Source organism: Pseudomonas sp. Au-Pse12, from assembly GCF_021341665.1.
Classification (GTDB): domain Bacteria; phylum Pseudomonadota; class Gammaproteobacteria; order Pseudomonadales; family Pseudomonadaceae; genus Aquipseudomonas.
The window spans coordinates 122,131-141,910 of the sequence record NZ_JAJTTH010000003.1; the positions used below are offsets into that span (position 1 = coordinate 122,131).

24 protein-coding genes are annotated in these 19,780 nt (G+C 59.6%); 9 read left to right on the forward strand and 15 right to left on the reverse strand.

What is annotated here, in order from left to right; all coding sequences use genetic code 11:
- Positions 1 to 103: 103 nt before the first annotated feature.
- Positions 104 to 523, forward strand: coding sequence for an organic hydroperoxide resistance protein (locus tag LXM55_RS08860; protein ID WP_233320053.1), 420 nt, complete (start codon positions 104 to 106; stop codon positions 521 to 523).
- A 71-nt stretch (positions 524 to 594) separates the two neighbouring features.
- On the opposite strand, the gene LXM55_RS08865 is transcribed toward LXM55_RS08860, so the two are convergent.
- Positions 595 to 1,167: an elongation factor P gene (locus LXM55_RS08865; protein WP_007931398.1), complete on the reverse strand. Its 573-nt coding sequence runs from the start codon at positions 1,165 to 1,167 to the stop codon at positions 595 to 597.
- 48 nt (positions 1,168 to 1,215) lie between these two features.
- Entirely contained in the window at positions 1,216 to 2,346 is a 1,131-nt protein-coding gene (gene earP / locus LXM55_RS08870; protein WP_233320054.1) for an elongation factor P maturation arginine rhamnosyltransferase EarP, read from the reverse strand.
- A gap of 123 nt (positions 2,347 to 2,469) precedes the next feature.
- Here earP and LXM55_RS08875 point away from each other — a divergent pair, with 123 nt between their 5' ends.
- A complete protein-coding gene (locus tag LXM55_RS08875; protein WP_233320055.1) occupies positions 2,470 to 2,868 on the forward strand; it encodes a hypothetical protein in 399 nt (132 codons plus the stop codon).
- 2 nt (positions 2,869 to 2,870) lie between these two features.
- On the forward strand, positions 2,871 to 3,353 hold the full coding sequence (locus LXM55_RS08880) for a GreA/GreB family elongation factor (RefSeq protein ID WP_233320056.1): 483 nt from the start codon (positions 2,871 to 2,873) through the stop codon (positions 3,351 to 3,353).
- Positions 3,354 to 3,365: 12 nt separating this feature from the next.
- Here LXM55_RS08880 and cysB read toward each other — a convergent pair whose 3' ends face one another.
- The 5 genes from cysB to LXM55_RS08905 form a co-directional block, all read right to left on the reverse strand.
- Entirely contained in the window at positions 3,366 to 4,340 is a 975-nt protein-coding gene (cysB, locus tag LXM55_RS08885; protein ID WP_007931387.1) for an HTH-type transcriptional regulator CysB, read from the reverse strand.
- 111 nt (positions 4,341 to 4,451) lie between these two features.
- The gene (locus LXM55_RS08890) at positions 4,452 to 4,952 is read right to left on the reverse strand and encodes a universal stress protein (protein ID WP_233320057.1); all 501 of its coding nucleotides are present in this window, start codon (positions 4,950 to 4,952) and stop codon (positions 4,452 to 4,454) included.
- A gap of 95 nt (positions 4,953 to 5,047) precedes the next feature.
- The gene (locus tag LXM55_RS08895) at positions 5,048 to 5,953 is read right to left on the reverse strand and encodes a 5'-nucleotidase (RefSeq protein ID WP_233320058.1); all 906 of its coding nucleotides are present in this window, start codon (positions 5,951 to 5,953) and stop codon (positions 5,048 to 5,050) included.
- Positions 5,954 to 5,983: 30 nt separating this feature from the next.
- Positions 5,984 to 6,940: a putative 2-dehydropantoate 2-reductase gene (locus LXM55_RS08900; protein WP_233320059.1), complete on the reverse strand. Its 957-nt coding sequence runs from the start codon at positions 6,938 to 6,940 to the stop codon at positions 5,984 to 5,986.
- Positions 6,940 to 7,326, reverse strand: a complete 387-nt coding sequence (locus LXM55_RS08905) for a thioredoxin family protein (protein ID WP_233320060.1) — start codon at positions 7,324 to 7,326, stop codon at positions 6,940 to 6,942. Before LXM55_RS08905 ends, LXM55_RS08900 begins: the two co-directional genes overlap by 1 nt.
- Here LXM55_RS08905 and LXM55_RS08910 point away from each other — a divergent pair.
- Together LXM55_RS08910 and LXM55_RS08915 are read left to right on the forward strand one after the other, a co-directional pair.
- Complete coding sequence (locus LXM55_RS08910) at positions 7,325 to 7,759, forward strand: PilZ domain-containing protein (protein WP_233320061.1); 435 nt, start codon at positions 7,325 to 7,327, stop codon at positions 7,757 to 7,759. The two genes, LXM55_RS08905 and LXM55_RS08910, sit on opposite strands and share 2 nt — an antisense overlap.
- 140 nt (positions 7,760 to 7,899) lie before the next feature.
- On the forward strand, positions 7,900 to 8,976 hold the full coding sequence (locus tag LXM55_RS08915) for a 3-deoxy-7-phosphoheptulonate synthase (RefSeq protein WP_011062547.1): 1,077 nt from the start codon (positions 7,900 to 7,902) through the stop codon (positions 8,974 to 8,976).
- A 60-nt stretch (positions 8,977 to 9,036) separates the two neighbouring features.
- Here the strand turns inward: LXM55_RS08915 and LXM55_RS08920 are convergent, their stop codons facing one another.
- Entirely contained in the window at positions 9,037 to 9,318 is a 282-nt protein-coding gene (locus LXM55_RS08920; RefSeq protein WP_011062548.1) for a GNAT family N-acetyltransferase, read from the reverse strand.
- Positions 9,319 to 9,961: 643 nt separating this feature from the next.
- On the opposite strand from LXM55_RS08920, the gene oprI reads away from it, so the two are divergent.
- Positions 9,962 to 10,213, forward strand: a complete 252-nt coding sequence (oprI, locus tag LXM55_RS08925; protein ID WP_003448337.1) for an outer membrane lipoprotei OprI — start codon at positions 9,962 to 9,964, stop codon at positions 10,211 to 10,213.
- 126 nt (positions 10,214 to 10,339) lie between these two features.
- Here the strand turns inward: oprI and LXM55_RS08930 are convergent, their stop codons facing one another.
- From LXM55_RS08930 to LXM55_RS08940, 3 genes are all read right to left on the reverse strand, one after another.
- Entirely contained in the window at positions 10,340 to 11,314 is a 975-nt protein-coding gene (locus LXM55_RS08930) for a L,D-transpeptidase family protein (RefSeq protein ID WP_233320062.1), read from the reverse strand.
- Between the two features lie 133 nt (positions 11,315 to 11,447).
- Positions 11,448 to 11,741 carry a hypothetical protein gene (locus tag LXM55_RS08935; protein ID WP_007931378.1) on the reverse strand — a complete coding sequence of 98 codons (294 nt, stop codon included), beginning with the start codon at positions 11,739 to 11,741 and terminating at the stop codon, positions 11,448 to 11,450.
- 56 nt (positions 11,742 to 11,797) lie between these two features.
- Entirely contained in the window at positions 11,798 to 12,403 is a 606-nt protein-coding gene (locus tag LXM55_RS08940) for an arylesterase (RefSeq protein WP_233320063.1), read from the reverse strand.
- Between the two features lie 10 nt (positions 12,404 to 12,413).
- On the opposite strand from LXM55_RS08940, the gene LXM55_RS08945 reads away from it, so the two are divergent.
- Positions 12,414 to 13,097 (forward strand): ABC transporter ATP-binding protein, encoded by a 684-nt coding sequence (locus LXM55_RS08945; protein WP_233320064.1) that lies wholly within the window; start codon positions 12,414 to 12,416, stop codon positions 13,095 to 13,097.
- Complete coding sequence (locus LXM55_RS08950; RefSeq protein WP_233320065.1) at positions 13,097 to 15,601, forward strand: ABC transporter permease; 2,505 nt, start codon at positions 13,097 to 13,099, stop codon at positions 15,599 to 15,601. Before LXM55_RS08945 ends, LXM55_RS08950 begins: the two co-directional genes overlap by 1 nt.
- 33 nt (positions 15,602 to 15,634) lie before the next feature.
- Here the strand turns inward: LXM55_RS08950 and greB are convergent, their stop codons facing one another.
- Positions 15,635 to 16,108 carry a transcription elongation factor GreB gene (gene greB, locus LXM55_RS08955; RefSeq protein ID WP_233320066.1) on the reverse strand — a complete coding sequence of 158 codons (474 nt, stop codon included), beginning with the start codon at positions 16,106 to 16,108 and terminating at the stop codon, positions 15,635 to 15,637.
- A 297-nt stretch (positions 16,109 to 16,405) separates the two neighbouring features.
- Between greB and LXM55_RS08960 the strand changes: the two genes are divergently transcribed.
- On the forward strand, positions 16,406 to 17,035 hold the full coding sequence (locus LXM55_RS08960; RefSeq protein WP_233320067.1) for a response regulator transcription factor: 630 nt from the start codon (positions 16,406 to 16,408) through the stop codon (positions 17,033 to 17,035).
- Positions 17,036 to 17,166: 131 nt separating this feature from the next.
- Here LXM55_RS08960 and LXM55_RS08965 read toward each other — a convergent pair whose 3' ends face one another.
- The 3 genes from LXM55_RS08965 to LXM55_RS08975 all read right to left on the reverse strand — a co-directional run bounded on the left by LXM55_RS08965 (position 17,167) and on the right by LXM55_RS08975 (position 19,732).
- Entirely contained in the window at positions 17,167 to 17,487 is a 321-nt protein-coding gene (locus LXM55_RS08965; protein ID WP_233320068.1) for a class I SAM-dependent methyltransferase, read from the reverse strand.
- A 286-nt stretch (positions 17,488 to 17,773) separates the two neighbouring features.
- Positions 17,774 to 18,208, reverse strand: a complete 435-nt coding sequence (locus tag LXM55_RS08970) for a DoxX family protein (protein WP_233320069.1) — start codon at positions 18,206 to 18,208, stop codon at positions 17,774 to 17,776.
- A 102-nt stretch (positions 18,209 to 18,310) separates the two neighbouring features.
- Positions 18,311 to 19,732, reverse strand: coding sequence for a transglycosylase SLT domain-containing protein (locus LXM55_RS08975; protein ID WP_233320070.1), 1,422 nt, complete (start codon positions 19,730 to 19,732; stop codon positions 18,311 to 18,313).
- Positions 19,733 to 19,780: the final 48 nt, after the last annotated feature.

The following is a 19,780-nucleotide window of genomic DNA, read 5'->3' on the forward strand; positions in this document are numbered from 1 at the left end:
AAAAATTATATTGCGCACAAAATATTTGAGCGATACATTTATTTCGCACTTACTTAGCGCGCAAGTAATTAGCACAAAAACCACCCAGCACGAGGCTTCCACCATGCACATTCTCTACACCGCCGTTGCAACCGCTACCGGTGGCCGTGATGGCCGCGCCGTTTCCAGCGACCAGATCCTCGACGTCAAACTGGCGACCCCCAAGGAACTGGGCGGTGCCGGTGGCCAGGCGACCAATCCGGAACAGCTGTTTGCCGCCGGCTACTCGGCTTGCTTCATCGGTGCCCTGAAGTTCGTCGCCAGCCAGAGCAAGCGCAAGATTCCGGACGACACCTCGATCACAGCCCATGTTGGCATCGGCCAGATCCCCGGTGGCTTCGGCCTGGATATCGACCTGCATGTGAGCCTGCCCGGCCTGGCCGAGGATGAAGCACAAAGCCTGGTGGACGCCGCACATCAGGTTTGCCCCTACTCCAACGCCACGCGCGGCAATGTGGATGTGCGCCTGCACGTCAGCGTCTGAAACGACAAATTCCAGGCACAAAAAAGCCCGACTCAAGGTCGGGCTTTCTGGTCTACAGGGTCGGGCCAGGTTTAAACCTTGGCGCGGCCTTTGTAGGAACCGCCTTCGCGGGTATCGATCTCGATCATGTCGCCGATTTCGATGAAGTCCGCAACGCTCAGTTCGGTACCGTTTTTCAGTTTGGCAGGCTTCATCACCTTGCCCGAAGTGTCACCGCGAGCGGAGCCTTCGGTGTAGTCAACCTGGCGCACGATGGTGGTCGGCAGGTCAACGGAAACCAGACGGTCTTCGAAGAACACGGCTTCGCAAACGTCGGTCATGCCTTCTTCGATGAACGGCAGAACGGCTTCGATGTCTTCGGCGTTCAGCTCGTACATGGTGTAGTCAGTGGTGTCCATGAACGTGTAGGTGTCACCGCTGATGAACGACAGGGTCGCTTCTTTGCGATCCAGGATCACGTCGTCCAGCTTGTCGTCCGCACCGTAAACGGTTTCGGTCTTGTAACCGGTCAGCAGGTTCTTCAGCTTGGTCTTCATGATCGCGCTGTTACGACCGGACTTGGTGAATTCAGCTTTCTGAACCAGCCAAGGATCGTTGTCGATACGGATCACGGTACCGGGTTTGAGTTCTTTACCAGTTTTCATTGCGAATATCCGAATTTGGATGGGATTTACAAAAATCTAGGCCGCGTATCATATCCAATTTAGGTAAAACTGCACCAGCGCCGCAGCAAGATCGGGCTGTGAGCCTTGTTCCAGACACCATTGTTCAGCGTGCGCAGAGACTTCCGGCCAGTGCTGCAGCAGGTTTTTCCAGGGTTCGGCCATCTGCGCCTCGCTGTTCCAGCCTTGCCACAACGCCAGCACTGCAGCCCTGGCGCCCGGGGAGAGAGCCCGGGTGTAGAGAGCAAGAAAGGCTTCAAGCTTGTCCAGGTGGATGTCTTCATCCTGGCGATAGATGTGCCAGAGCATCGGACGCCCGGCCCATTGCGCCCGGACGAAAGAGTCTTCCCCACGCACCGCATTGAAGTCGCAGCACCACAGCAGTCGGTCGTAATCTTCCTGACGCACGAAAGGCAGGACCTGGACGGTCAGGGACTGGCGTACCTGCGGGCGGCCCAGCACCAGCGCCTCGCCCAGCCAATGCTGCACATTGCCCAGCACTCGGCCTTCGGGCACCAGCAGATGAGTCGGTTGTGCATCGTCGGCCAGGGCCTGCAGCCAACTGGCGACACCGGCATTTTCGTAGGCAAACAGCGAGATCAGCCGACTGCCGGCAGCAGGCGACACATCCAGTGCGCGAAGAAAATCCAGCCGGGCCCGCGAATTGCCCTGGAATTCCCGGCGCCGCTCCAGCAACCCGGCCTCTCGCAGCAACCCGCCGGTATTCGCCTGGAACCCGGGAAAGAAGAAGTACTTCTGCACACCGCGAAATTTCACCGAAGGCAAACCGTGACATCCGCCGACCCACTCCTCGGCACTCAGGTAATCCAGGTTCAACCACAGCGGCGTGCGCTCACGGTCGGCCATGGCCTCCATGTAGGCGTGGGGCAATTGGCAGGCGAACGCGGCAATCACTACATCGGCCGCCACTTCATCCGGCCACTGGGTCGGCCAGTGTCGTACCTGGACCCCATCCTGGAACTGGCTGGGCTGTTGGCTATCGATCTGCGGGCAGAGCTTTTCAAAGGCGCGCAAGTCATCGACCCACAAGCGCACCGCGCATTGATGCTCGGCCACCAGTTGCCGGGCCAGACGCCAGGTCACCCCGATGTCACCGTAGTTGTCGACCACGCTGCAAAAAATATCCCAGGAGGCTTTCATTCCACTCCCCGATTGGCAAAGGCGCCGATTGTCCGCATAAATGCCCCTGCGCAGAAGGGCCAACCGCGATTATCTTCGTGCGACAATCAGCCCTTGCCCAATACCGCCCGCCAGGAGGCAACCATGTCCCATCGTCCGCCCGCACGTCGCCCCTTGCGCATTAGCTTCAATGTCCTGGCACTCAGTGCCAGCATTGCCCTGGGCCTGTGGCTGGGTTTCCTGGCGATCGCCCTGACCTGCTGGCTGGCTTCGCATTATCTCTTCAGCCAGCAACTGGCTCCGGTCGCCCAAGCCGTGCAGCAGATAACCAAGCCGCCAGTAGTCGCGCCGCCCGAGCCGCAGAACCGTATGTTCGAGCAGTACCAGGAAAACCTGCGCAAGAACGAGGAACTGCAATCCCTGGACAACGCCCGCAACAACCTGCGCAACCTGTCCAACCCCAAATGCCAGTTCTGGTTGCAACAGGACCAGACGGCCCCGAGTGAAAAAAGCCGGGCCAACGTCCTGCAATTCTGTAACTGACCATGAATAAACAGTCTGTCTGCCAACTGATCCTGCAACAGCTCCGGGACGACCTGGAGGTCGCGGTGCGAGCGGCACAAACCGCTTATGAAACCGCCACCCACGAAGAGAATATCGCCGAGAACAAGTACGACACCCTGGGTTTGGAGGCTTCCTACCTGGCTGCCGGCCAGGCTCGACGGGTTGAGGAAATCCGCCAGGCCCTGAGCCTTTGGCAGAACCTGAGCCTGCGCCCTTATGACCCGCAGATGGGGATTCAGGTCGGCACGCTGTTGGGGCTGGAAGATGAAAACGGCCACGAACAGTGGCTGTTTCTCGGCCCGGATGGCGCGGGCCTGAAGGTCTATGTGGTGGGTCAGTTGGTGACCGTCATCACCCCTCGCTCGCCGCTGGGCAAAAGCCTGCTGGGCAAGCTCGAAGACGATGAGGTGGAGATCGTGGTGGCGGGCACCCGGCAACAGTTCACTGTCACCGAGGTCCGCTAGGCAGAGAGAGGATCAGTGGACCGGCAGTTCGACGCCGTCGAACAGCTCTTCCAGCTCTTGCTTGTTATGGCATTGAATCGCCTTGGCCATGACTTCACGGGTCAGGTGCGGGGCGAACTTCTCAATGAAGTCACACATGAAGCCGCGCAGGAAAGTACCCCGGCGGAAACCGATCTTGGTGATGCTCGACTCGAACAGCTCGCTGGCATCCAGCACCACCAGGTCGCTGTCGAGCTTGGTGTCGACGGCCATCTTGGCCACGATGCCCACACCCAGCCCCAAGCGCACATAGGTCTTGATCACGTCGGCGTCGGCGGCGGTGAACACCACCTTGGGCGTCAGGCCGCGATGACTGAAGGCCTCGTCGAGCTTGGAACGGCCGGTGAAACCGAATACGTAAGTGACGATCGGGTACTCGGCCAGGGTTTCCAGGGTCAGCTTCGGCAACTTGGTCAGTGGGTGGCCCTGCGGCACTACCACGCAGCGGTTCCAGCGATAGCACGGCATCATCACCAGGTCGCCGAACAACTCCAGGGCCTCGGTGGCGATGGCGAAATCCACGGTGCCGTCAGCGGCCATTTCGGCGATTTGCATCGGCGAGCCCTGGTGCATGTGCAACGCCACATCCGGGTATTGCTTGATGAAGCTGCTGATCACCGGTGGCAAGGCGTAGCGCGCCTGGGTGTGGGTGGTGGCAATGGACAGGGTGCCTTTCTTCTCGTTGGAGAATTCCTGGGCGATCTGCTTGATGCTTTCAACCTTGCGCAGGATCTCGCCAGCAGTAGTGATAATGCGCTCGCCGGCCGGAGTCACACGGGTCAGATGCTTGCCACTGCGGGCGAAGACCTCGACCCCGAGTTCGTCCTCGAGCAGACGGATCTGCTTGCTGATACCCGGTTGCGAGGTGTAAAGGCTTTGCGCGGTAGCGGAAACGTTGAGGTCGTGGTGCGCCACTTCCCAGATGTAGCGCAATTGTTGAAGCTTCATATCAATCCCTCAAAGCAGGTAGACGCCACGGGTATCAGCGACGGTATATAACTATATTAATGGTCAGGAGAATAAATCTAGAACTTTTATTCAGAATTTTCCATTCCGTCCTCAGGTATCACCCTGACGTCGACGCTGCACCAGCGGCACCAGGTAAACCGGTACTTTGGCCAGTTGCAGAACCCGCGTTGCGGTACGCCCCAAAGGGGTTTGTGCACCCACCCCGTGGCTGTGACTTCCTACGATCAGCAAATCCACCAAGAGTTTCCCGGCCTGGTCCAGAATCACCTGGGACGGGTCCCCTTGAAGCACCCGCACTGACTGGATCAGGGTGAGGTCCTGCATCCCCTCCCCTAGCTCCTCGCGAAAACTGTCCAGTACCCGTTGCTCGATATTGGCCATCACCGTGTTCAGGCCCTGGCGGTGAAACTCGTTCAGCGACTGCTCATCCAGGTAGCTCTGCAATACTGATTCGGCGAACAGGCCCATGGGCTCCACGGCGTGCACTACATGTAAGTCGGCATTGAACGTTCGAGCCAGCTCCAGGGCATGTTGCATCACAAAGGGTGCGTACAGACCGAGGTCGGTGGCATACAGCATCGAACGAATCATATGACCTCCTCAACTGCCAAGATGGCGGAGATGGATTCAGCTTAGCAGTGCCTGGAACTGTGGGAGGTCCGAGGCCACACCTCGGATTTGGGGGCTCAAGCCTTGGCTTCGTTGCTGATGCCATGCGGCACGTGACCGGTGGCCACCACCTCGCGAGCCAGCTCGCAGTGGCCGGCCTGGTCATCGAAGAACACGTCGGCGGCGAAGGCTTCGAGAAAGGCGGCTTTTTCCAGCCCACCCAGAAACAGCGATTCGTCCAGACGGATATTCCACTCCCGCAGGGTGCGGATCACCCGCTCATGGGCCGGCGCTGAACGGGCGGTCACCAACGCCGTGCGAATCGGACAGGCCTCATCGGAAAACTCCCCCTGCAACAGATTGAGTGCCGCCAGAAAACCCTTGAACGGCCCGCCCGGCAATGGCTCGCGGGCCGACTGCCGCTCACTGGCCTGGAAGGCTTCCAGGCCGCCGGTTTGATAGATCCGCTCCGAGTCATCGGAAAACAGCACCGCATCACCGTCAAAAGCGATACGCAGCTCACCGTTTTCAGCGCGCCGGGCACCGCCGGAAAGGATGGTCGCCGCGGCAAAGCCTGCCTCCAGTGCACTGCGCACATCGTCGGCATGGGTCGAGAGAAACAGGTCGCTGCCAAAGGCTGCCAGGTAGGGATAAGGGCTGCGCCCACCGACAAACGCCGCCCGGGAAATAGCCAAGCCGTAGTGTTCGATCGAATTGAACACCCGCAAGCCGGTGTCGGCACTGTTGCGCGAAACCAGCACCACTTCGACCCGGGCCCGCCCCAGGCTGGCATTCAGGCTGAGAAGCTTCTTGACCAGCGGGAAGGCATCCCCGGGTTCGAGGATCTCCTCCTCATGCTCGATCTGGTACTGCCGATAGGCCTCAACCCCCTGGGCCAGATAGACCTTGTGACTGGCGCTCAGATCGAACAACGCCCGCGAAGAGATCGCCACCACCAGCTTGCCATCCAGGCCCTTTGCCATATTCCGTCCCCTCAAGGTAATGAGCCCAGCTCAGGCGTGGTGCCGCTCGATGAAACTCAAGGCCTGATACAGCGCCTGAATCTTCGGCAGTTCGCAGCCTGCGGCCCGCGCTGCCGCCAAAGGAGCGGCATAGATGGCCGCCAACTCCAGGGGCCGCTGGTGCAGGAAATCATGGTACATGCTCGGCCAATAGTCGGGCATGTGCTCGGTGGACTTGAACAACTGCTGCGCATAACCCGCGGGAATGACATGCCCACAAGCCGCCGCGCCCTGCAGCACTTCCTGCATCAGGTCCTGGATCAACTCACGGCTGGCAGGGTCGGCCATCAGTGGCGTGGTGCTGGCCCTGAGCAGCACCGAAAGACCGTTATATGACACATTCCACACCAGCTTCTGCCAACGCGCCTGGTGCAGGTTGCTCATGGCCTGTGAGTCCAGCCCGGCCTCGCGAAACAGTGCCGCGCCCTCCTCGACTATCGACTGGCGTAGAGCCGCATCGGCGCCGGCCGGGCCACTGTGGTAACCCAGGTTCACCGCGCCAAGAGCCTGGTGCTCGATGAGCCCCGGGCCCGCGCGGTGCACACAGATAAAGCACAAGCCGCCCAATAGATGCAGCGAATCGGGAAGAACAGCGCGCAGGTCATCTTCAACATCCAGGCCATTCTGCAGCACCAGAACCTTCGCGTCGGCGGCGGCCGCCTGGATGATCGCCGGGGCCAGGTCAAGGTTGCTGGTGGTCTTGGCACCCACCAGCAGCCAGTCACAGGCAGGCATCTGTTCGGCACTGGCATAGGCCTGCACCGGTTTCAGGTTCAGCACCCCGTGCTGGCTGCTGTTGACTTGCAGCCCTTGCTCAAGCACCGCCGGGTATTCGCTGCGCAATAGAAAGTGCACGTCGAAACCGGCACGAGCCAGCATCACCCCGTAAAAACCTCCGATTGCTCCGGTCCCGATAATGCCCACACGCGGTTTACGGCCTGCACCCATCAAGGCAACTCCTCTGGTATTCGATTAAGCGCCTGATGCAGGTTCTCGGTGAGGTCCTGCTGCGTCAGGCGCGACTGTAGCGCTCCATGAAACTCGCCGTTACGGACCACGAACAAGGCCGGCAGGTGGAACACCTGATAGCGCTCGGCCGCACCGCCATTGTCGCCAGCATCGACCCAGCACAGACGGTCGATCGGTAACTTCAACTCCGGCAACCGGACTCGAGCCCAACGGCAACTGGAACAGCCGACACTGGTGAAAATCACCAGGGAAATGCCGTCCAGGCCCAGCAATTGCTGGTCGATATCGAAGTCGGTCAGTTCCAATTCGACCACTATACTGGGGGAAACAATGTCAAATGGACGACACTCGGAGTCTGCGGTCATGGGACGTTTCCTGCCTCATCCTGATGATGTTCCGGTTGAACTGACCTTGCGCAAGCACGCCTGCATTTCGCGCCAGCGGTTGCACACTATCAGCCTCGGTGGCATGGCGTGCAATTACCACCGCGCCTGGCGCCGTGGCACTGCATTGGAGGTACACATGCCGACGCTGGGGGACAACGCCCGCTACAACGGCTATGTCGCCTGGTGCCTGAAACGCAAGCGTGGCTACTTGGTGGGCATCGCTTTCGTCGATGAACAGACACTGTTCGGCGCGCGCATGGGCGAACAGGTCTGTCAGATCGCCCGCTACTGTCGCCTGCATGAACCCCAGAGCGAGCAACAATGCATCGAAGCACTGGCTCTGGATTGGGTCGAACAACACGCAGAAGACTTTTCCGAAGACCGTGTACACCAGGCTTTTGTGCAGCCATAGCCCAATAAAACCGCCACTTGCCCATTGTAGAGTCACCGGCTAACGCGCTAAGGTTCCGCTCCCCGACGCGCTCAAATCCGCTGTGCTCCGCCGCGCGGGGATCGCTGGCGGCCGGCACCCGTGACCTGACGAGTAACACGATGGCTGATTTACCGATCAACGACCTTAACGTCGCCTCCAACGAGACCCTGATCACCCCTGATCAACTCAAACGAGACATCCCGCTGAGCGACACCGCCTTGCGCACCGTGACCAAGGGTCGCGAAGTGATCCGCAACATCCTCGACGGCACTGATCACCGCCTGTTCATCGTCATTGGGCCCTGCTCGATCCACGACATCAAGGCGGCCCACGAATACGCCGAGCGGCTCAAGGCCCTGGCGGCCGAAGTTTCCGACACCCTGTATCTGGTGATGCGTGTCTACTTCGAGAAACCACGGACCACCGTCGGCTGGAAAGGCCTGATCAACGATCCGTACCTGGACGACTCGTTCAAGATCCAGGACGGCTTGCATATTGGTCGCCAGTTGCTGCTGGACCTGGCTGAAATGGGCTTGCCTACCGCCACAGAAGCTCTGGACCCGATCTCCCCGCAATACTTGCAGGACCTGATCAGCTGGTCGGCCATTGGCGCACGTACCACCGAATCCCAGACCCACCGCGAAATGGCTTCGGGCCTGTCCTCGGCCGTGGGCTTCAAGAATGGCACCGACGGCGGCCTGACTGTCGCGATCAACGCCCTGCAGTCGGTTTCCAGCCCTCACCGGTTCCTGGGGATCAACCCACAGGGCGGCGTATCGATCGTCACTACCAAAGGCAACGCCTACGGCCACGTGGTACTGCGCGGTGGCAACGGCAAGCCCAACTATGACTCGGTCAGCGTCGCCGTCTGCGAACAGGCCCTGAGCAAGGCCAAGATCAAGCCGAACATCATGATCGATTGCAGCCATGCCAACTCCAACAAGGACCCGGCCCTGCAACCTCTGGTCATGGAGAACGTGGCCAACCAGATCCTCGAGGGTAACCAGTCGATCATTGGCCTGATGGTGGAGAGCCACTTGAACTGGGGTTGCCAGGCGATTCCGAAGAACCTGTCGGAGCTGCAGTACGGCGTGTCGATCACCGACGCCTGCATCGACTGGGAGAGCACCGAGAAGACCCTGCGCGGCATGCACGCCAAGCTCAAGGACGTGCTGCCGAAACGCGATCGCAGCTGATCCTTTCCTGCAGACACAAAAACGCCGGGCCAAGCCCGGCGTTTTTCATGGTCGCCCCGGTCAGAGCTTTGCAGCGTGACGCTGATGACGCTCCATATACCGCTCTACATAAGAGCAGGATGGAATCACTGTGTAGCCCATGCGCTCGGCGTACTCCAGTGCCTGCTCGGTCAGTGCCGCAGCAATACCACGCCCGCGCAGGGCGTTGGGCACGAAAGTACGGTAGATATCCAGGGTCTGCTTACCCAGGTCCATATAGGTCAGGTAGGCACGATGACCGTCCACATTGGTCTCGAACTGATGACCAGCCTGGTCATGGTGGATGGACAACGCCTCGCTCATCACTACTCCTTGCGGGTCTGGAATGCTGACCCCTACCTTACCGATGTTTTTCCGGCGAAGGAACAACTTACGCCACCTCGTGCCTGTCGGCCGCCCAGTAGAAGCTATCGCCCTTGCACCCTCAGCACGTTACAAAATAGTAGGCGCCCTTGGCACAAATGCTCAAGCCACACTCATCACAGATCAGCGCAAAAAATGTTCGGCTGGTGTACGAACCCTCATCAGGATCGATACCGAAATGCCATGAGACGATACATCGCCGGATGCTGAAACTTAAGACGAGCGCGGTTTCTTAAAGTCACCGGAAAGATGGTTAAACATAGGCCCAAGCCTGAACAGAATCTGAAGAAAAGTGTCGGCGACACAATATAGATCGACTTTAGTCTAGCCTTCGAAACAACGCTTGGAAAAGTCCGATAACCATGCTTGCGAGCAAGCAGCAATCGGCCCCAGAGCCTCGCCATTGAATATTTTTTATACAACCGGCTAAAAATTTGCTCGAAAAAGAATCAGCGCCTAGAATTTTTTTTGCTTCTTGCGCTACGTCAGTTTACTTACTACAAGTAATGGGTAGTATGTACGCCGGCTATTTCCTCACTCTGAGGTGATAGCTACTAATAGAAAGTCCTTGAAGGGGAACACGATGAACAACGTTCTGAAATTCTCTGCTCTGGCTCTGGCCGCAGTTCTGGCTACCGGTTGCAGCAGCGTATCCAAAGAAACCGAAGCTCGTCTGACTGCTACTGAAGACGCAGCAGCTCGTGCTCAGGCTCGTGCAGACGAAGCCTACCGTAAAGCTGATGAAGCTCTGGCTGCTGCTCAAAAAGCACAACAGACTGCTGACGAAGCTAACGAGCGCGCTCTGCGTATGCTGGAAAAAGCTAGCCGCAAGTAATAGTCCCTCGGGATTGTTATCAAGCCGATCCATTTTTTGGATCGGCTTTTTTATTGCCCGCTTTTCCAGCAGGCAATAAAAAACCCGCCGATGCCTGCTGGCATCGACGGGTTGCAGTTCTCGCGCTTACTGTTGCAGATCGTAGATTGCGCTGGAGATTGATGTCGCAGGCGCGGCCGTCGGTACAGCGATCTCCACTGGCAAGCCATCTTCAGCCGCCACCACATCACGCACCACATCCCAGTTCATGCGCAGGTTGTTGGCCAGGTCTTCACGCTTGAGCAAGGCATTGATCACAGCGGTGTGCTTGTCGACCACCGAAGGATTACCTTTGTCATCCAGTGGCGTATGCGCCTCCAGATAGACTTTGCCGCCACTGATACCAAACTTGTACGGATCGTTGATGATACGTACCGAAGTTCCCACCGGAACCATGCCAGCCATTTCCAGCACATTATTGTTGAGCATACGGAAACAGCCATGGCTGGTACGCATGCCGATACCGAACTTCTTGTTCGAACCGTGAATCAGGTAACCCGGAGTGCCAAGGGTGAACTTGAACGGCCCCAACGGGTTGTTCGGCCCGGCCGGCACCACGTTCGGCAGAGGGTCGCCGTCGGCAGCATGCTCAGCCTTGATCGAAGCCGGAGGAGTCCAGGTCGGATTCGGGGTCTTGGCGGTGATACTGGTGTGTGCGATCGGCGACCCCCAACCCTCACGGCCAATGCCCAGCGGGAAGGTGTACACCACGTTCCGCCCTTTGGGGTAGTAGTACAGGCGATACTCCGCCAGGTTGATCACGATGCCCTCGCGCGGCCCGGGCGGCAGGATGAAACGCGTGGGCAGGACCACCTCGGTCCCCGCCCCAGGCAGCCAGGGATCGACCCCAGGGTTGGCCGCGACCATCTCCAGGTAACCCAGGTCATAGGCGGTGCCCAGGTCGGCGAAGGTATCTTCGTACTTGGCCTTGATCACCTGCACCTGACCGACGATGTCTTCACCCGGCGGCGGTAGAGGCAATTCCAATGCTGCAACAGGACCGGCCACACACAGGGCGGCGAGCGTCAGGCAGCGGGTGATGACAGGGAGGCGCGGCAACATCCGGATAATCCTTCGCATGAACAACGAATGAAAGAAACACGATTGTACACCCCGCCTTCTGGCCACGGGAGCCAAGCCGGGGGACAAGCGCAGACACATGAAATCCCTGTCGAAACGGCCTACTGGCGACCGTCTACAGCTCGAAACGCAGCTCAGGCCAGATCGGCGGCGTGCCACGTTTTTGCGACTCCAGAATCGCCCGGCACAACGGGCAGAGTCGCTGGTCCTGGAAAATCGTCCGATCCACACTCGACCAGCGCGGCTGGGCCGGCAACAAGGTGCCACACAAGGTCCGGTCGGCGGAACCACCCAACTCCAGTTGGCGTGTCACCAGATGCACCCGAACTTCCTGGCAGGCGAACAGGTCAAGCTGTTCATCAGGCTCGATCAGTTGATAGGCAAACAGGGACCAGGCGGGACGCGGCATCGGGGGCTCCAAATCGGGGGCGCCACATTAGCCGAAACACTGTCACTAGAAAAGCGTCAAAGCAGCGGTTTCAGCGTCGGCCAGACATTTTCCAGCAACTTGCCCTGGGCCGCTGCCGCAGGGTGCAGACCGTCAGCCTGCATCAGCTCGGGATGCCCACCGACCCCCTCGAGAAAAAACGGTACCAGGGCCACCTTCTTTTGGCTGGCCAACTGGCTATAGACCTGGGAGAAAGCCTGGGTGTAGCGCACACCATAATTGGGCGGCAATTGCATGCCCAGGAGCAGCACCTTGGCGCCCTGGGCCTGGGAACTGTCGATCATCGACGCAAGATTTTGTTGCAATTGCTGAGGCGGCTGGCCGCGCAGACCATCGTTGCCGCCCAACTCAAGAATCACCACCTCGGGCTTATGCTCTGCAAGCAGCGCCGGCAGCCGCGCCTGGCCCCCGGCACTGGTGTCGCCGCTGACCGATGCATTGATCACCTTATCGGTAAAACCCTGGTCCTTGAGCCGCTTTTCCAGCAGGGCGACCCACCCCTGGCGGGTATCCAGGCCGAAAGCCGCACTGATACTATCGCCAACGATCAGGACCGTACCCGCCGCTGCGTTCTGGGCCATGCACATCAAGGCCAGGCCGGCACTCAAAAACCATACACGCATCGGATTCTCCATGGGCGCAAGCATTCTCACTGCGCGGAACCTTAGCAAAGTGGTTCCTAGCGCGGAAGGTGAACTGACCATCCTGCATGAACTCAGCCTGGAGCTGAACCAGGGCGATAGCCTGGCCATCGTCGGTGCCTCCGGCTCGGGCAAGTCGACCTTGCTCGGCTTGCTGGCAGGGCTCGATCTGCCCAGCAGCGGCGAAGTCACCCTCGCCGGCCAGGCCCTGAGCCAGCTGGACGAAGATCAACGGGCCCGCATCCGCGCCGAGCACGTAGGGTTTGTCTTCCAGTCCTTCCAATTGCTCGACAGCCTCAACGCCCTGGAAAACGTCATGCTGCCCCTGGAGCTGGACGGCCGCCGAGATGCCCGTGAGCGAGCTACCGAGCTGCTGCAGCGGGTAGGCCTTGGCCAGCGCCTCAGCCACTCGCCGCGCCAGCTGTCCGGCGGCGAGCAGCAACGGGTAGCCATTGCCCGCGCGTTTGCCGCTGAACCCGATGTGCTGTTCGCCGATGAGCCCACTGGCAACCTCGACAGCCATACCGGCGAACGCATCAGTGACCTGCTGTTCGAACTCAACCAGGAAAGCGGCACTACCCTGGTGCTGGTGACCCACGATGAACGCCTGGCCCATCGCTGCCGGCGCCTGATCCGTCTTGAAGCGGGCTTGCTGGTCGCCCCTCTGGAGCCTTGATGGCACGCCTGCCGCTGCTGCGCCTGTTCAGCCTCGCCGTCCGTCAACTGCTGCGCGATGCCCGTGCCGGCGAGTTGCGGGTATTGTTCTTCGCCTTGCTGGTGGCGGTTGCTGCCAGCACTGCCATCGGCTATTTCGGCGCGCGCTTGAACGGCGCCATGCTCTTGCGTGCCACGGAGTTCCTCGGGGCCGACCTGCTGCTGGAAGGCAGTTCGCCAGCACGCCCGGAGCAGCTCGCCAGTGGCCGTGAACTAGGGCTTGATCACGCCAGGATTGTCGAGTTCTCCAGTGTCATTGCCACTGACAACGCCATCCAGCTTTCCAGCATCAAGGCCGTCGACGAGGCCTATCCACTGCGGGGCCAGCTCAAGAGTGCCGCGGCGCCCTACGGTATCGAAGAGCCCGGCGGTGGCCCGAAGCCCGGAGAGGCCTGGGTCGAGCCGCGCCTGCTGACGGCGCTGGACCTGAAGGTCGGCGACAGCATCGACGTTGGCCTGAAGACCCTGCGCCTGACCCGAGTGCTGACCTACGAACCCGATCGGGCCGGCAACTTCTATAGCCTGACGCCCCGGGTGTTGATCAACCTGCAAGACCTGCAAGCCACCGGCGTGGTCCAGCCGGGCAGCCGGGTCAGCTTCAAGGAGCTGTGGCGCGGGGCGGCCCCAGCACTTGAGGCTTATCGGCAACAAATCAAGCCGGGGCTGGCAGCCAACCAGCGGCTGCAGGATGCCCGTGACGGCAATCAGCAGATCGGCGGCGCCCTGGGCAAGGCCGAACGTTATCTGAATATGGCGAGCCTGGTGGCGGTGCTGCTGTCGGGAGTTGCCGTGGCGTTGTCGGCCAACCGCTTTGCCGCCCGACGCTTCGATGCCAGCGCCTTGCTTCGCTGCCTGGGCCTGTCGCGCCGGGAAACCATGCTGCTGTTCAGCGTGCAGTTGGGGCTTCTCGGGCTATTGGCCAGTCTCAGCGGAGCGCTGCTGGGATGGCTGGCCCAGCTCGGCCTGTTTTACCTTCTGCATGACCTGTTGCCCAGCGATGTACCACCCGGGGGATTGCTCCCCGCCATCGCCGGCATCGGCACCGGCCTGGTAGCCCTGGGCGGATTCGCCCTGCCGCCGCTGGCCGCACTGGGGCGCGTGCCACCGCTGCGGGTCCTGCGGCGCGATCTCCTGCCAATCCCCTCCAGCACCTGGATGATCTATGGTGCCGCACTGTTTGCCCTGGGCCTGATCATGTGGCGCTTGAGCCTGGACCTGATCCTGACCTTCGCCCTGTTGGGGGGAGGCCTGCTGGCCGCGCTGGTGCTCGGAGGTTTGCTGTTGCTGCTGTTGCAGAGCCTGCGCCGCCTGCTGGCCCGTGCCGCGCTGCCCTGGCGCTTGGGCCTGGGCCAGTTGCTGCGCCACCCCTTGGCCGCGGCCGGACAATCCCTGGCCTTCGGCCTGATTCTGCTCTCCATGGCACTGATCGCACTGCTGCGCGGCGAATTGCTGGATACCTGGCAGAACCAGTTACCCAAAAATGCCCCCAACTACTTTGCTCTGAACATTCTGCCAGCGGAAAAGCAGCCCTTCACCGAACGCCTGGTACAGCTCTCAGCCCCTTCCGCGCCTTTGTACCCCGTGGTTCCGGGGCGCCTGGTAAGCATCAATGGCGAGCCCGTGAGGGAGATCGTCAGCAAGGACTCCAGCGGTGATCGGGCCGTACAACGTGACCTGAGCCTGACCTGGGCGGCAGAGCTGCCCGCCGGCAACCGTATTACCGAAGGCAACTGGTGGTCAGCCCTGCCGGACGATTCGTTACCCGGTGTCTCGGTCGAGGCCAAAGTGGCGCAGAGCCTGAAGCTGAAGCTCGGCGATCACCTGACCTTCACTGTTGCCGGGGCCAATCGGGAAGCCCGGGTCACCAGCTTGCGCAGTATCAACTGGGACAACTTCCAACCGAATTTCTTCATGATCTTCCAGCCTGGAACCTTGAAGGACCTGCCCGCGACCTACTTGACCAGTTTCTACCTGAGCCCAGGGCACGATCAGCAGATTGTCGAGCTGTCCAGGGCGTTCCCGGCAGTGACCATCCTTCAAGTCGAAGCCCTGCTGGAACAACTGCGCAGCATCCTGGCCCAGGTCACCCTGGCGGTGGAATACGTGCTGCTGTTTGTCCTGGCCGCGGGAATGGCGGTGCTGTTTTCCGGGCTGCAAGCCACCCTCGACGAGCGCATCCGCCAAGGAGCGCTGTTGCGCGCACTCGGCGCCGAGCGCCAGCTGCTGGTGAAAGCCCGCCGGATCGAGTTCGGTCTGCTCGGCGCAGTCAGCGGCCTGCTGGCAGCGCTGGGCTGCGAACTGGTGAGCCTGGTGCTGTACCGATTCGCCTTCGACCTGCCCTGGCACCCGCATCCGTGGCTGTTGCTGCTGCCCTTGATCGGCGCACTGCTGGTGGGAGGCGCTGGGGTCTTTGGCACCCGTCGCGCATTGAACGCCAGCCCGTTGAGCGTATTACGCGAAGGTTGATGACCGAAAACTCGCCGGCCAGAGCCGGCGAGCCTACTTCACATAATCGATCTGGTTGATCCACCAGCAGGTTTCACCCGCCGGGGTGTGGACGATGGCCTCATCGCCGACTTCCTTCTTCAGCAACGCCCTGGCCATGGGGGAATCAATGGAGATGTAGTCCTTGCGCTGGTAGATCTCGTCATAACCGACGATACGAAAGCGCTTGATCTCAGCAGCCTCGTTTTCGACCTCGACCCAGGCCCCAAAAAACACCCGCCCCTCCTGCTCCGGCGCGTAGGAAACCACCTTCATATCCTCGAGGCGCTTGCGTATGTAGCGCACCCGACGATCGATTTCCCGCAGGAGCTTCTTGTTGTACTGATAGTCGGCATTTTCACTGCGGTCGCCCAGCGAGGCGGCCCAAGTGACCTTTTGCGTGATATCCGGGCGTTTCTCCCGCCATAGATAGTCCAGCTCTTGCTTCAGAGCGTCGTAACCATCCTGTGTGATGAGCTTGGTACTCAATTGGCTAATTACCCTCCTGCCTTAGTACGTGCTACGCGTTATTTGAATGAGCCGAAAAGGCCGGTACGACTATGAGCGACGCGCGCCCTCCGCTCTCTGGTCATCACTATCAGATTTGTCCGATTTAGATTTCAGAGAGGTCAGCCAATCATAGGGCCAAACAGCCGAGTAGTACGGCCTCAGGCACAGGTTCGGCAACAGAAGTTTGCAATCGGCACGCCACACAGCTTGATACCTATTCCCCAAAGAGCTCGCCAACAACTACCAACATCTCGAAAAACAAAGGGAACGTACCACATGGGCAACATCATTATCGTCGATGACCATCCATTGATCCGACTGGCCATCAGGTCGGTGCTTGAACCCCATCATCACACCATCGTCGCCGAAGCCGACAACGGTGCAGATGCCGTTCAACTGGTACGCAAGCACCTGCCGGACCTGCTGATCCTCGACCTGGGCATACCCAACCTGGACGGCTTCTCGGTCATTGCGCACATCAAGTCCGCCGAGCTGCACGTCAAGACCCTGGTACTGACTTCAAGTGATTCGAAAAATTTCGCCCTGCGCTGCCTGCAAGCAGGAGCCGCGGGTTTTCTGTGCAAGACCGAAAACCTCCACGAACTGGCCAATGCGGTAAAGGCCATTATCTCCGGGTACAGCTATTTTCCGGAGGACACCATCAACATTCTGCAGCAGAACACCAATGCCGCCAGCCAGGAAAGCGTCCTGATTTCGCGCCTGACCGATCGCGAAATAACAGTCTTGAAACTACTGGCTACCGGCCTCAACAACCAGCAGATTGCCGATGCGCTGCTGATCAGCCACAAGACCGTCAGCACTTACAAGGTGCGCCTGCTCAAGCGCTTCAATATTTCCAATCTGGTCGCATTGGCCGAATTGGCAAAACGCAATGCCATTGTTTGATCAACCAGCCGCTATTGGCCACCGAATGACGGATAACAGCCACGACTGAAAGCTTTTCAGTCGAAGCCTGTTCAATGAAGTCTTGATTGATATATGACGCAGTTCAGCAGCACGCAGTAAGTCACACCGGCTCAGCTGCTGAACTGGCGGCGAATGATCAGCCCCTGACGGGCGACACGGGTCAGTTGCTTGATGACTTCAGCAGCATCAGCAGCGCTGGGGGAAGGAATGACCGCCAAATCAAAGCTGTCGCTGGCAAAACGCGCCAGGGACTCACCCTCTTCGACAAATTGGATCAGAAACGCCGCCGGGCCGGGGGAACGGCGATGCCAGCCGTCGAGATAACGCAGTAGCGTGGGCTGGTGCTTGCCACCAAGGAGGATTTTCGGATTGCGCTGGGAAAGGCTCGCCGTGATCGGCGCAAGACGTACAAGGGGGCGTGGTGCATTCATCGTATTGTGTCTCTGCCTCAAGTTTCTGCCGGGCAGGTGAGAGGCAACACCGAACCAGCGCTTTAGCGGTATTTCGAAGCCTGACTATAGCTTCTATCGGTGATCTTTCGATTCACCTGGCGCCCCGCAAGTAGCTGTTTAAATCGGCGCATGAGCAGCATCCTAGAGAAGCCGGCAGGTCAGTGTCAAGATTTGCCGGCAACGAAAAAGGCCTGCATTCGCAGGCCTCGGATGACTTTTCCGGTCGTTGATCCAGAGCCTCTGGAGCCACCACCAGAGGATCGGGTTACTTGGCGATCGCCCCATCCAGCGATAACTTGCCAGCGCCCTCAAACAGAACCGCAACAGTGCCGCCCAGCAGTGCCAGCGCAAACTCATAACCATTGTTGGCCATGAACAAGCCATTACCGATGTGCACCGAGAAGATCGCCACCAGCAAAGTGAACGACAAGCCCAGTGCCGCCGGACGCGCCAACAGACCAATGATCAGGGCCAGGCCGGCAAAGAACTCGGTGCCACCCGCCAGCAGCGCCATCAGGTAGCCCGGTGCCAGGCCAATGCTTTCCATCCACTGCGCCGTTCCCGCCAAACCACCACCGCCAAACCAGCCAAAGAGTTTCTGCGAACCATGGGCCGCGAAAATGATGCCGACAAAAATCCGCAGTACGGTCAAGCCGTAGCCGGCGCGAGTGCCCAGAAGCTTGTTGGTCAATGTGCTCATGCTGTGTAGTCCTGTGTAAGGTAGGGAAGTTGGTCGCCATACTAATCAGTTTTTATCATGTTAAAAGCGGAAAAATCCCGACAAAACAATCAACTTTTTAGATTATTTACGCGACGCAACTTTTCGCTCCCGAGGCTCCAGCGAGTCTCGTTCACGATCAAAGGCCAGATAGTATTTGTTCACGCTATTAACATAGCTGACCGCCCCCATGCCTACCTGCTCCATGGCGATGCGCTCCACCTGGAAGAACCACTGGTTGGGGTTGAGCCCTCGTCGCCGGGCTTCGCTGCGCATCCCTTGAACTCGCTCCGGCCCCATGTTGTAGGCCGCCAGCACAAACGCCATGCGTTCACGCTCATTGAGCTTGGGACTGGCGAAGAATTTGCGCCGGATCATCGCCAGATACTTGGCCCCGGCCTGTACATTGCTGTCCAGGGACTGGATGTTGCTGACGCCAACCCGCTGCGCTGCCGAAGGCGTGATCTGCATCAGCCCGGTAGGGCCGCTGCCACTTCTGGCACTGGGTTGCAAAGCCGACTCCTTGAAGGCCAGCGCCGCCAGATTCAGCCAGTCCATGCCCTGCTCTCCCGCATGTTTCTGCAATACCGGGCGCAATTTTTCCAGGCGTTGACGGTCGGCCTGGGCCAGAGGGTAATGCACCTGATACTGGCGCCGGTAAATACGCAGGAACGCCACGTCCTGGTCCGCCGGAACCTTATAGGTCTTGAGGAAACGATCGATGCTCGCCCGCAACATGGATGCATCGCGCCGGACAAACCAATGCTCCTCACCCGGCTCACTGATCTTCAACTGCTTATCGAAGCGCAACTTGGGCAGGATCTTGCTCCAGCGTTCGGCAATCGGCTGCTCGACAATCGTCAGATGGAAAATGCCGCCCTGAACCATTTCCAGCACATCCTCCACCGCCAGGCTGGGATCGACCCACTCCACCTTGATCGGCGCCAGCTTGTGCAAGGCCAGCTTCTGATTGATCTGGCTCACCGCATCCCCCGCCGCGCTGCCGGTGGCGAGGGTCAGCGTCTTGCCGGAAAGCTGTTCGATCCGCGTATAACGGCGCTCGCCCTTGATCCCCACCAGCAGCAGAGGAACATTGCTGACGATCGGCTCACTGGAACTGACCGCATGTCCGGGTTGGGCTTCCAACAATTCACCAGGCGCCACCAGGTCGCCCTCGCCACGCTGCAGGGCGCCCAGCAATTGATCCTTGGCTTTGGGAATGATCTTCAGGCTGATTTCCTGACCGTCCCTGGCATGGCCGTTCAGGTACTGCTCGAACGAGCGCAATCGATGGTATTCGGCACCAATGGCCTGCCCCTGGACTTCTCCAGAGCTATTGCGACTCTGGTTGACCAAAACCCGGAGCACCCGACTGCTACGGATCTCCGCCAGGTCGCGCACCTTTCCCGAAGCATGGACTTCCGGAGGCCCCGGCAAGCGCGCGGCTGCCGGCAACGGCAGCAGCAACGACAAGCACAGTGCAAGCAATATCGAGGATCGGGTCATCCGTTCTCCGCAAAGAATACTGTTCAACCCTTCGTCGCTTTTTGAAGA

What these genes read in the sequence shown, in the direction of transcription:
- LXM55_RS08890 (WP_233320057.1), bottom strand. Translation starts at nt 4,952, where the DNA reads ATGATTCGTTCGATGCTGTATGCCACCGACCTCGGTCTGTACGCACCC.
- LXM55_RS08905 (WP_233320060.1), bottom strand. Translation starts at nt 7,326, where the DNA reads ATGACCGCAGACTCCGAGTGTCGTCCATTTGACATTGTTTCCCCCAGT.
- LXM55_RS08940 (WP_233320063.1), bottom strand. Translation starts at nt 12,403, where the DNA reads ATGCGTGTATGGTTTTTGAGTGCCGGCCTGGCCTTGATGTGCATGGCC.
- LXM55_RS08960 (WP_233320067.1), top strand. Translation starts at nt 16,406, where the DNA reads ATGGGCAACATCATTATCGTCGATGACCATCCATTGATCCGACTGGCC.
- LXM55_RS08900 (WP_233320059.1), bottom strand. Translation starts at nt 6,940, where the DNA reads ATGGGTGCAGGCCGTAAACCGCGTGTGGGCATTATCGGGACCGGAGCA.
- LXM55_RS08875 (WP_233320055.1), top strand. Translation starts at nt 2,470, where the DNA reads ATGTCCCATCGTCCGCCCGCACGTCGCCCCTTGCGCATTAGCTTCAAT.
- LXM55_RS08970 (WP_233320069.1), bottom strand. Translation starts at nt 18,208, where the DNA reads ATGAGCACATTGACCAACAAGCTTCTGGGCACTCGCGCCGGCTACGGC.
- LXM55_RS08950 (WP_233320065.1), top strand. Translation starts at nt 13,097, where the DNA reads ATGGCACGCCTGCCGCTGCTGCGCCTGTTCAGCCTCGCCGTCCGTCAA.
- LXM55_RS08920 (WP_011062548.1), bottom strand. Translation starts at nt 9,318, where the DNA reads ATGAGCGAGGCGTTGTCCATCCACCATGACCAGGCTGGTCATCAGTTC.
- oprI (WP_003448337.1), top strand. Translation starts at nt 9,962, where the DNA reads ATGAACAACGTTCTGAAATTCTCTGCTCTGGCTCTGGCCGCAGTTCTG.
- LXM55_RS08895 (WP_233320058.1), bottom strand. Translation starts at nt 5,953, where the DNA reads ATGGCAAAGGGCCTGGATGGCAAGCTGGTGGTGGCGATCTCTTCGCGG.
- LXM55_RS08865 (WP_007931398.1), bottom strand. Translation starts at nt 1,167, where the DNA reads ATGAAAACTGGTAAAGAACTCAAACCCGGTACCGTGATCCGTATCGAC.
- LXM55_RS08910 (WP_233320061.1), top strand. Translation starts at nt 7,325, where the DNA reads ATGGGACGTTTCCTGCCTCATCCTGATGATGTTCCGGTTGAACTGACC.
- cysB (WP_007931387.1), bottom strand. Translation starts at nt 4,340, where the DNA reads ATGAAGCTTCAACAATTGCGCTACATCTGGGAAGTGGCGCACCACGAC.
- earP (WP_233320054.1), bottom strand. Translation starts at nt 2,346, where the DNA reads ATGAAAGCCTCCTGGGATATTTTTTGCAGCGTGGTCGACAACTACGGT.
- LXM55_RS08880 (WP_233320056.1), top strand. Translation starts at nt 2,871, where the DNA reads ATGAATAAACAGTCTGTCTGCCAACTGATCCTGCAACAGCTCCGGGAC.
- LXM55_RS08945 (WP_233320064.1), top strand. Translation starts at nt 12,414, where the DNA reads ATGGGCGCAAGCATTCTCACTGCGCGGAACCTTAGCAAAGTGGTTCCT.
- LXM55_RS08915 (WP_011062547.1), top strand. Translation starts at nt 7,900, where the DNA reads ATGGCTGATTTACCGATCAACGACCTTAACGTCGCCTCCAACGAGACC.
- LXM55_RS08935 (WP_007931378.1), bottom strand. Translation starts at nt 11,741, where the DNA reads ATGCCGCGTCCCGCCTGGTCCCTGTTTGCCTATCAACTGATCGAGCCT.
- LXM55_RS08860 (WP_233320053.1), top strand. Translation starts at nt 104, where the DNA reads ATGCACATTCTCTACACCGCCGTTGCAACCGCTACCGGTGGCCGTGAT.
- LXM55_RS08975 (WP_233320070.1), bottom strand. Translation starts at nt 19,732, where the DNA reads ATGACCCGATCCTCGATATTGCTTGCACTGTGCTTGTCGTTGCTGCTG.
- LXM55_RS08965 (WP_233320068.1), bottom strand. Translation starts at nt 17,487, where the DNA reads ATGAATGCACCACGCCCCCTTGTACGTCTTGCGCCGATCACGGCGAGC.
- LXM55_RS08930 (WP_233320062.1), bottom strand. Translation starts at nt 11,314, where the DNA reads ATGTTGCCGCGCCTCCCTGTCATCACCCGCTGCCTGACGCTCGCCGCC.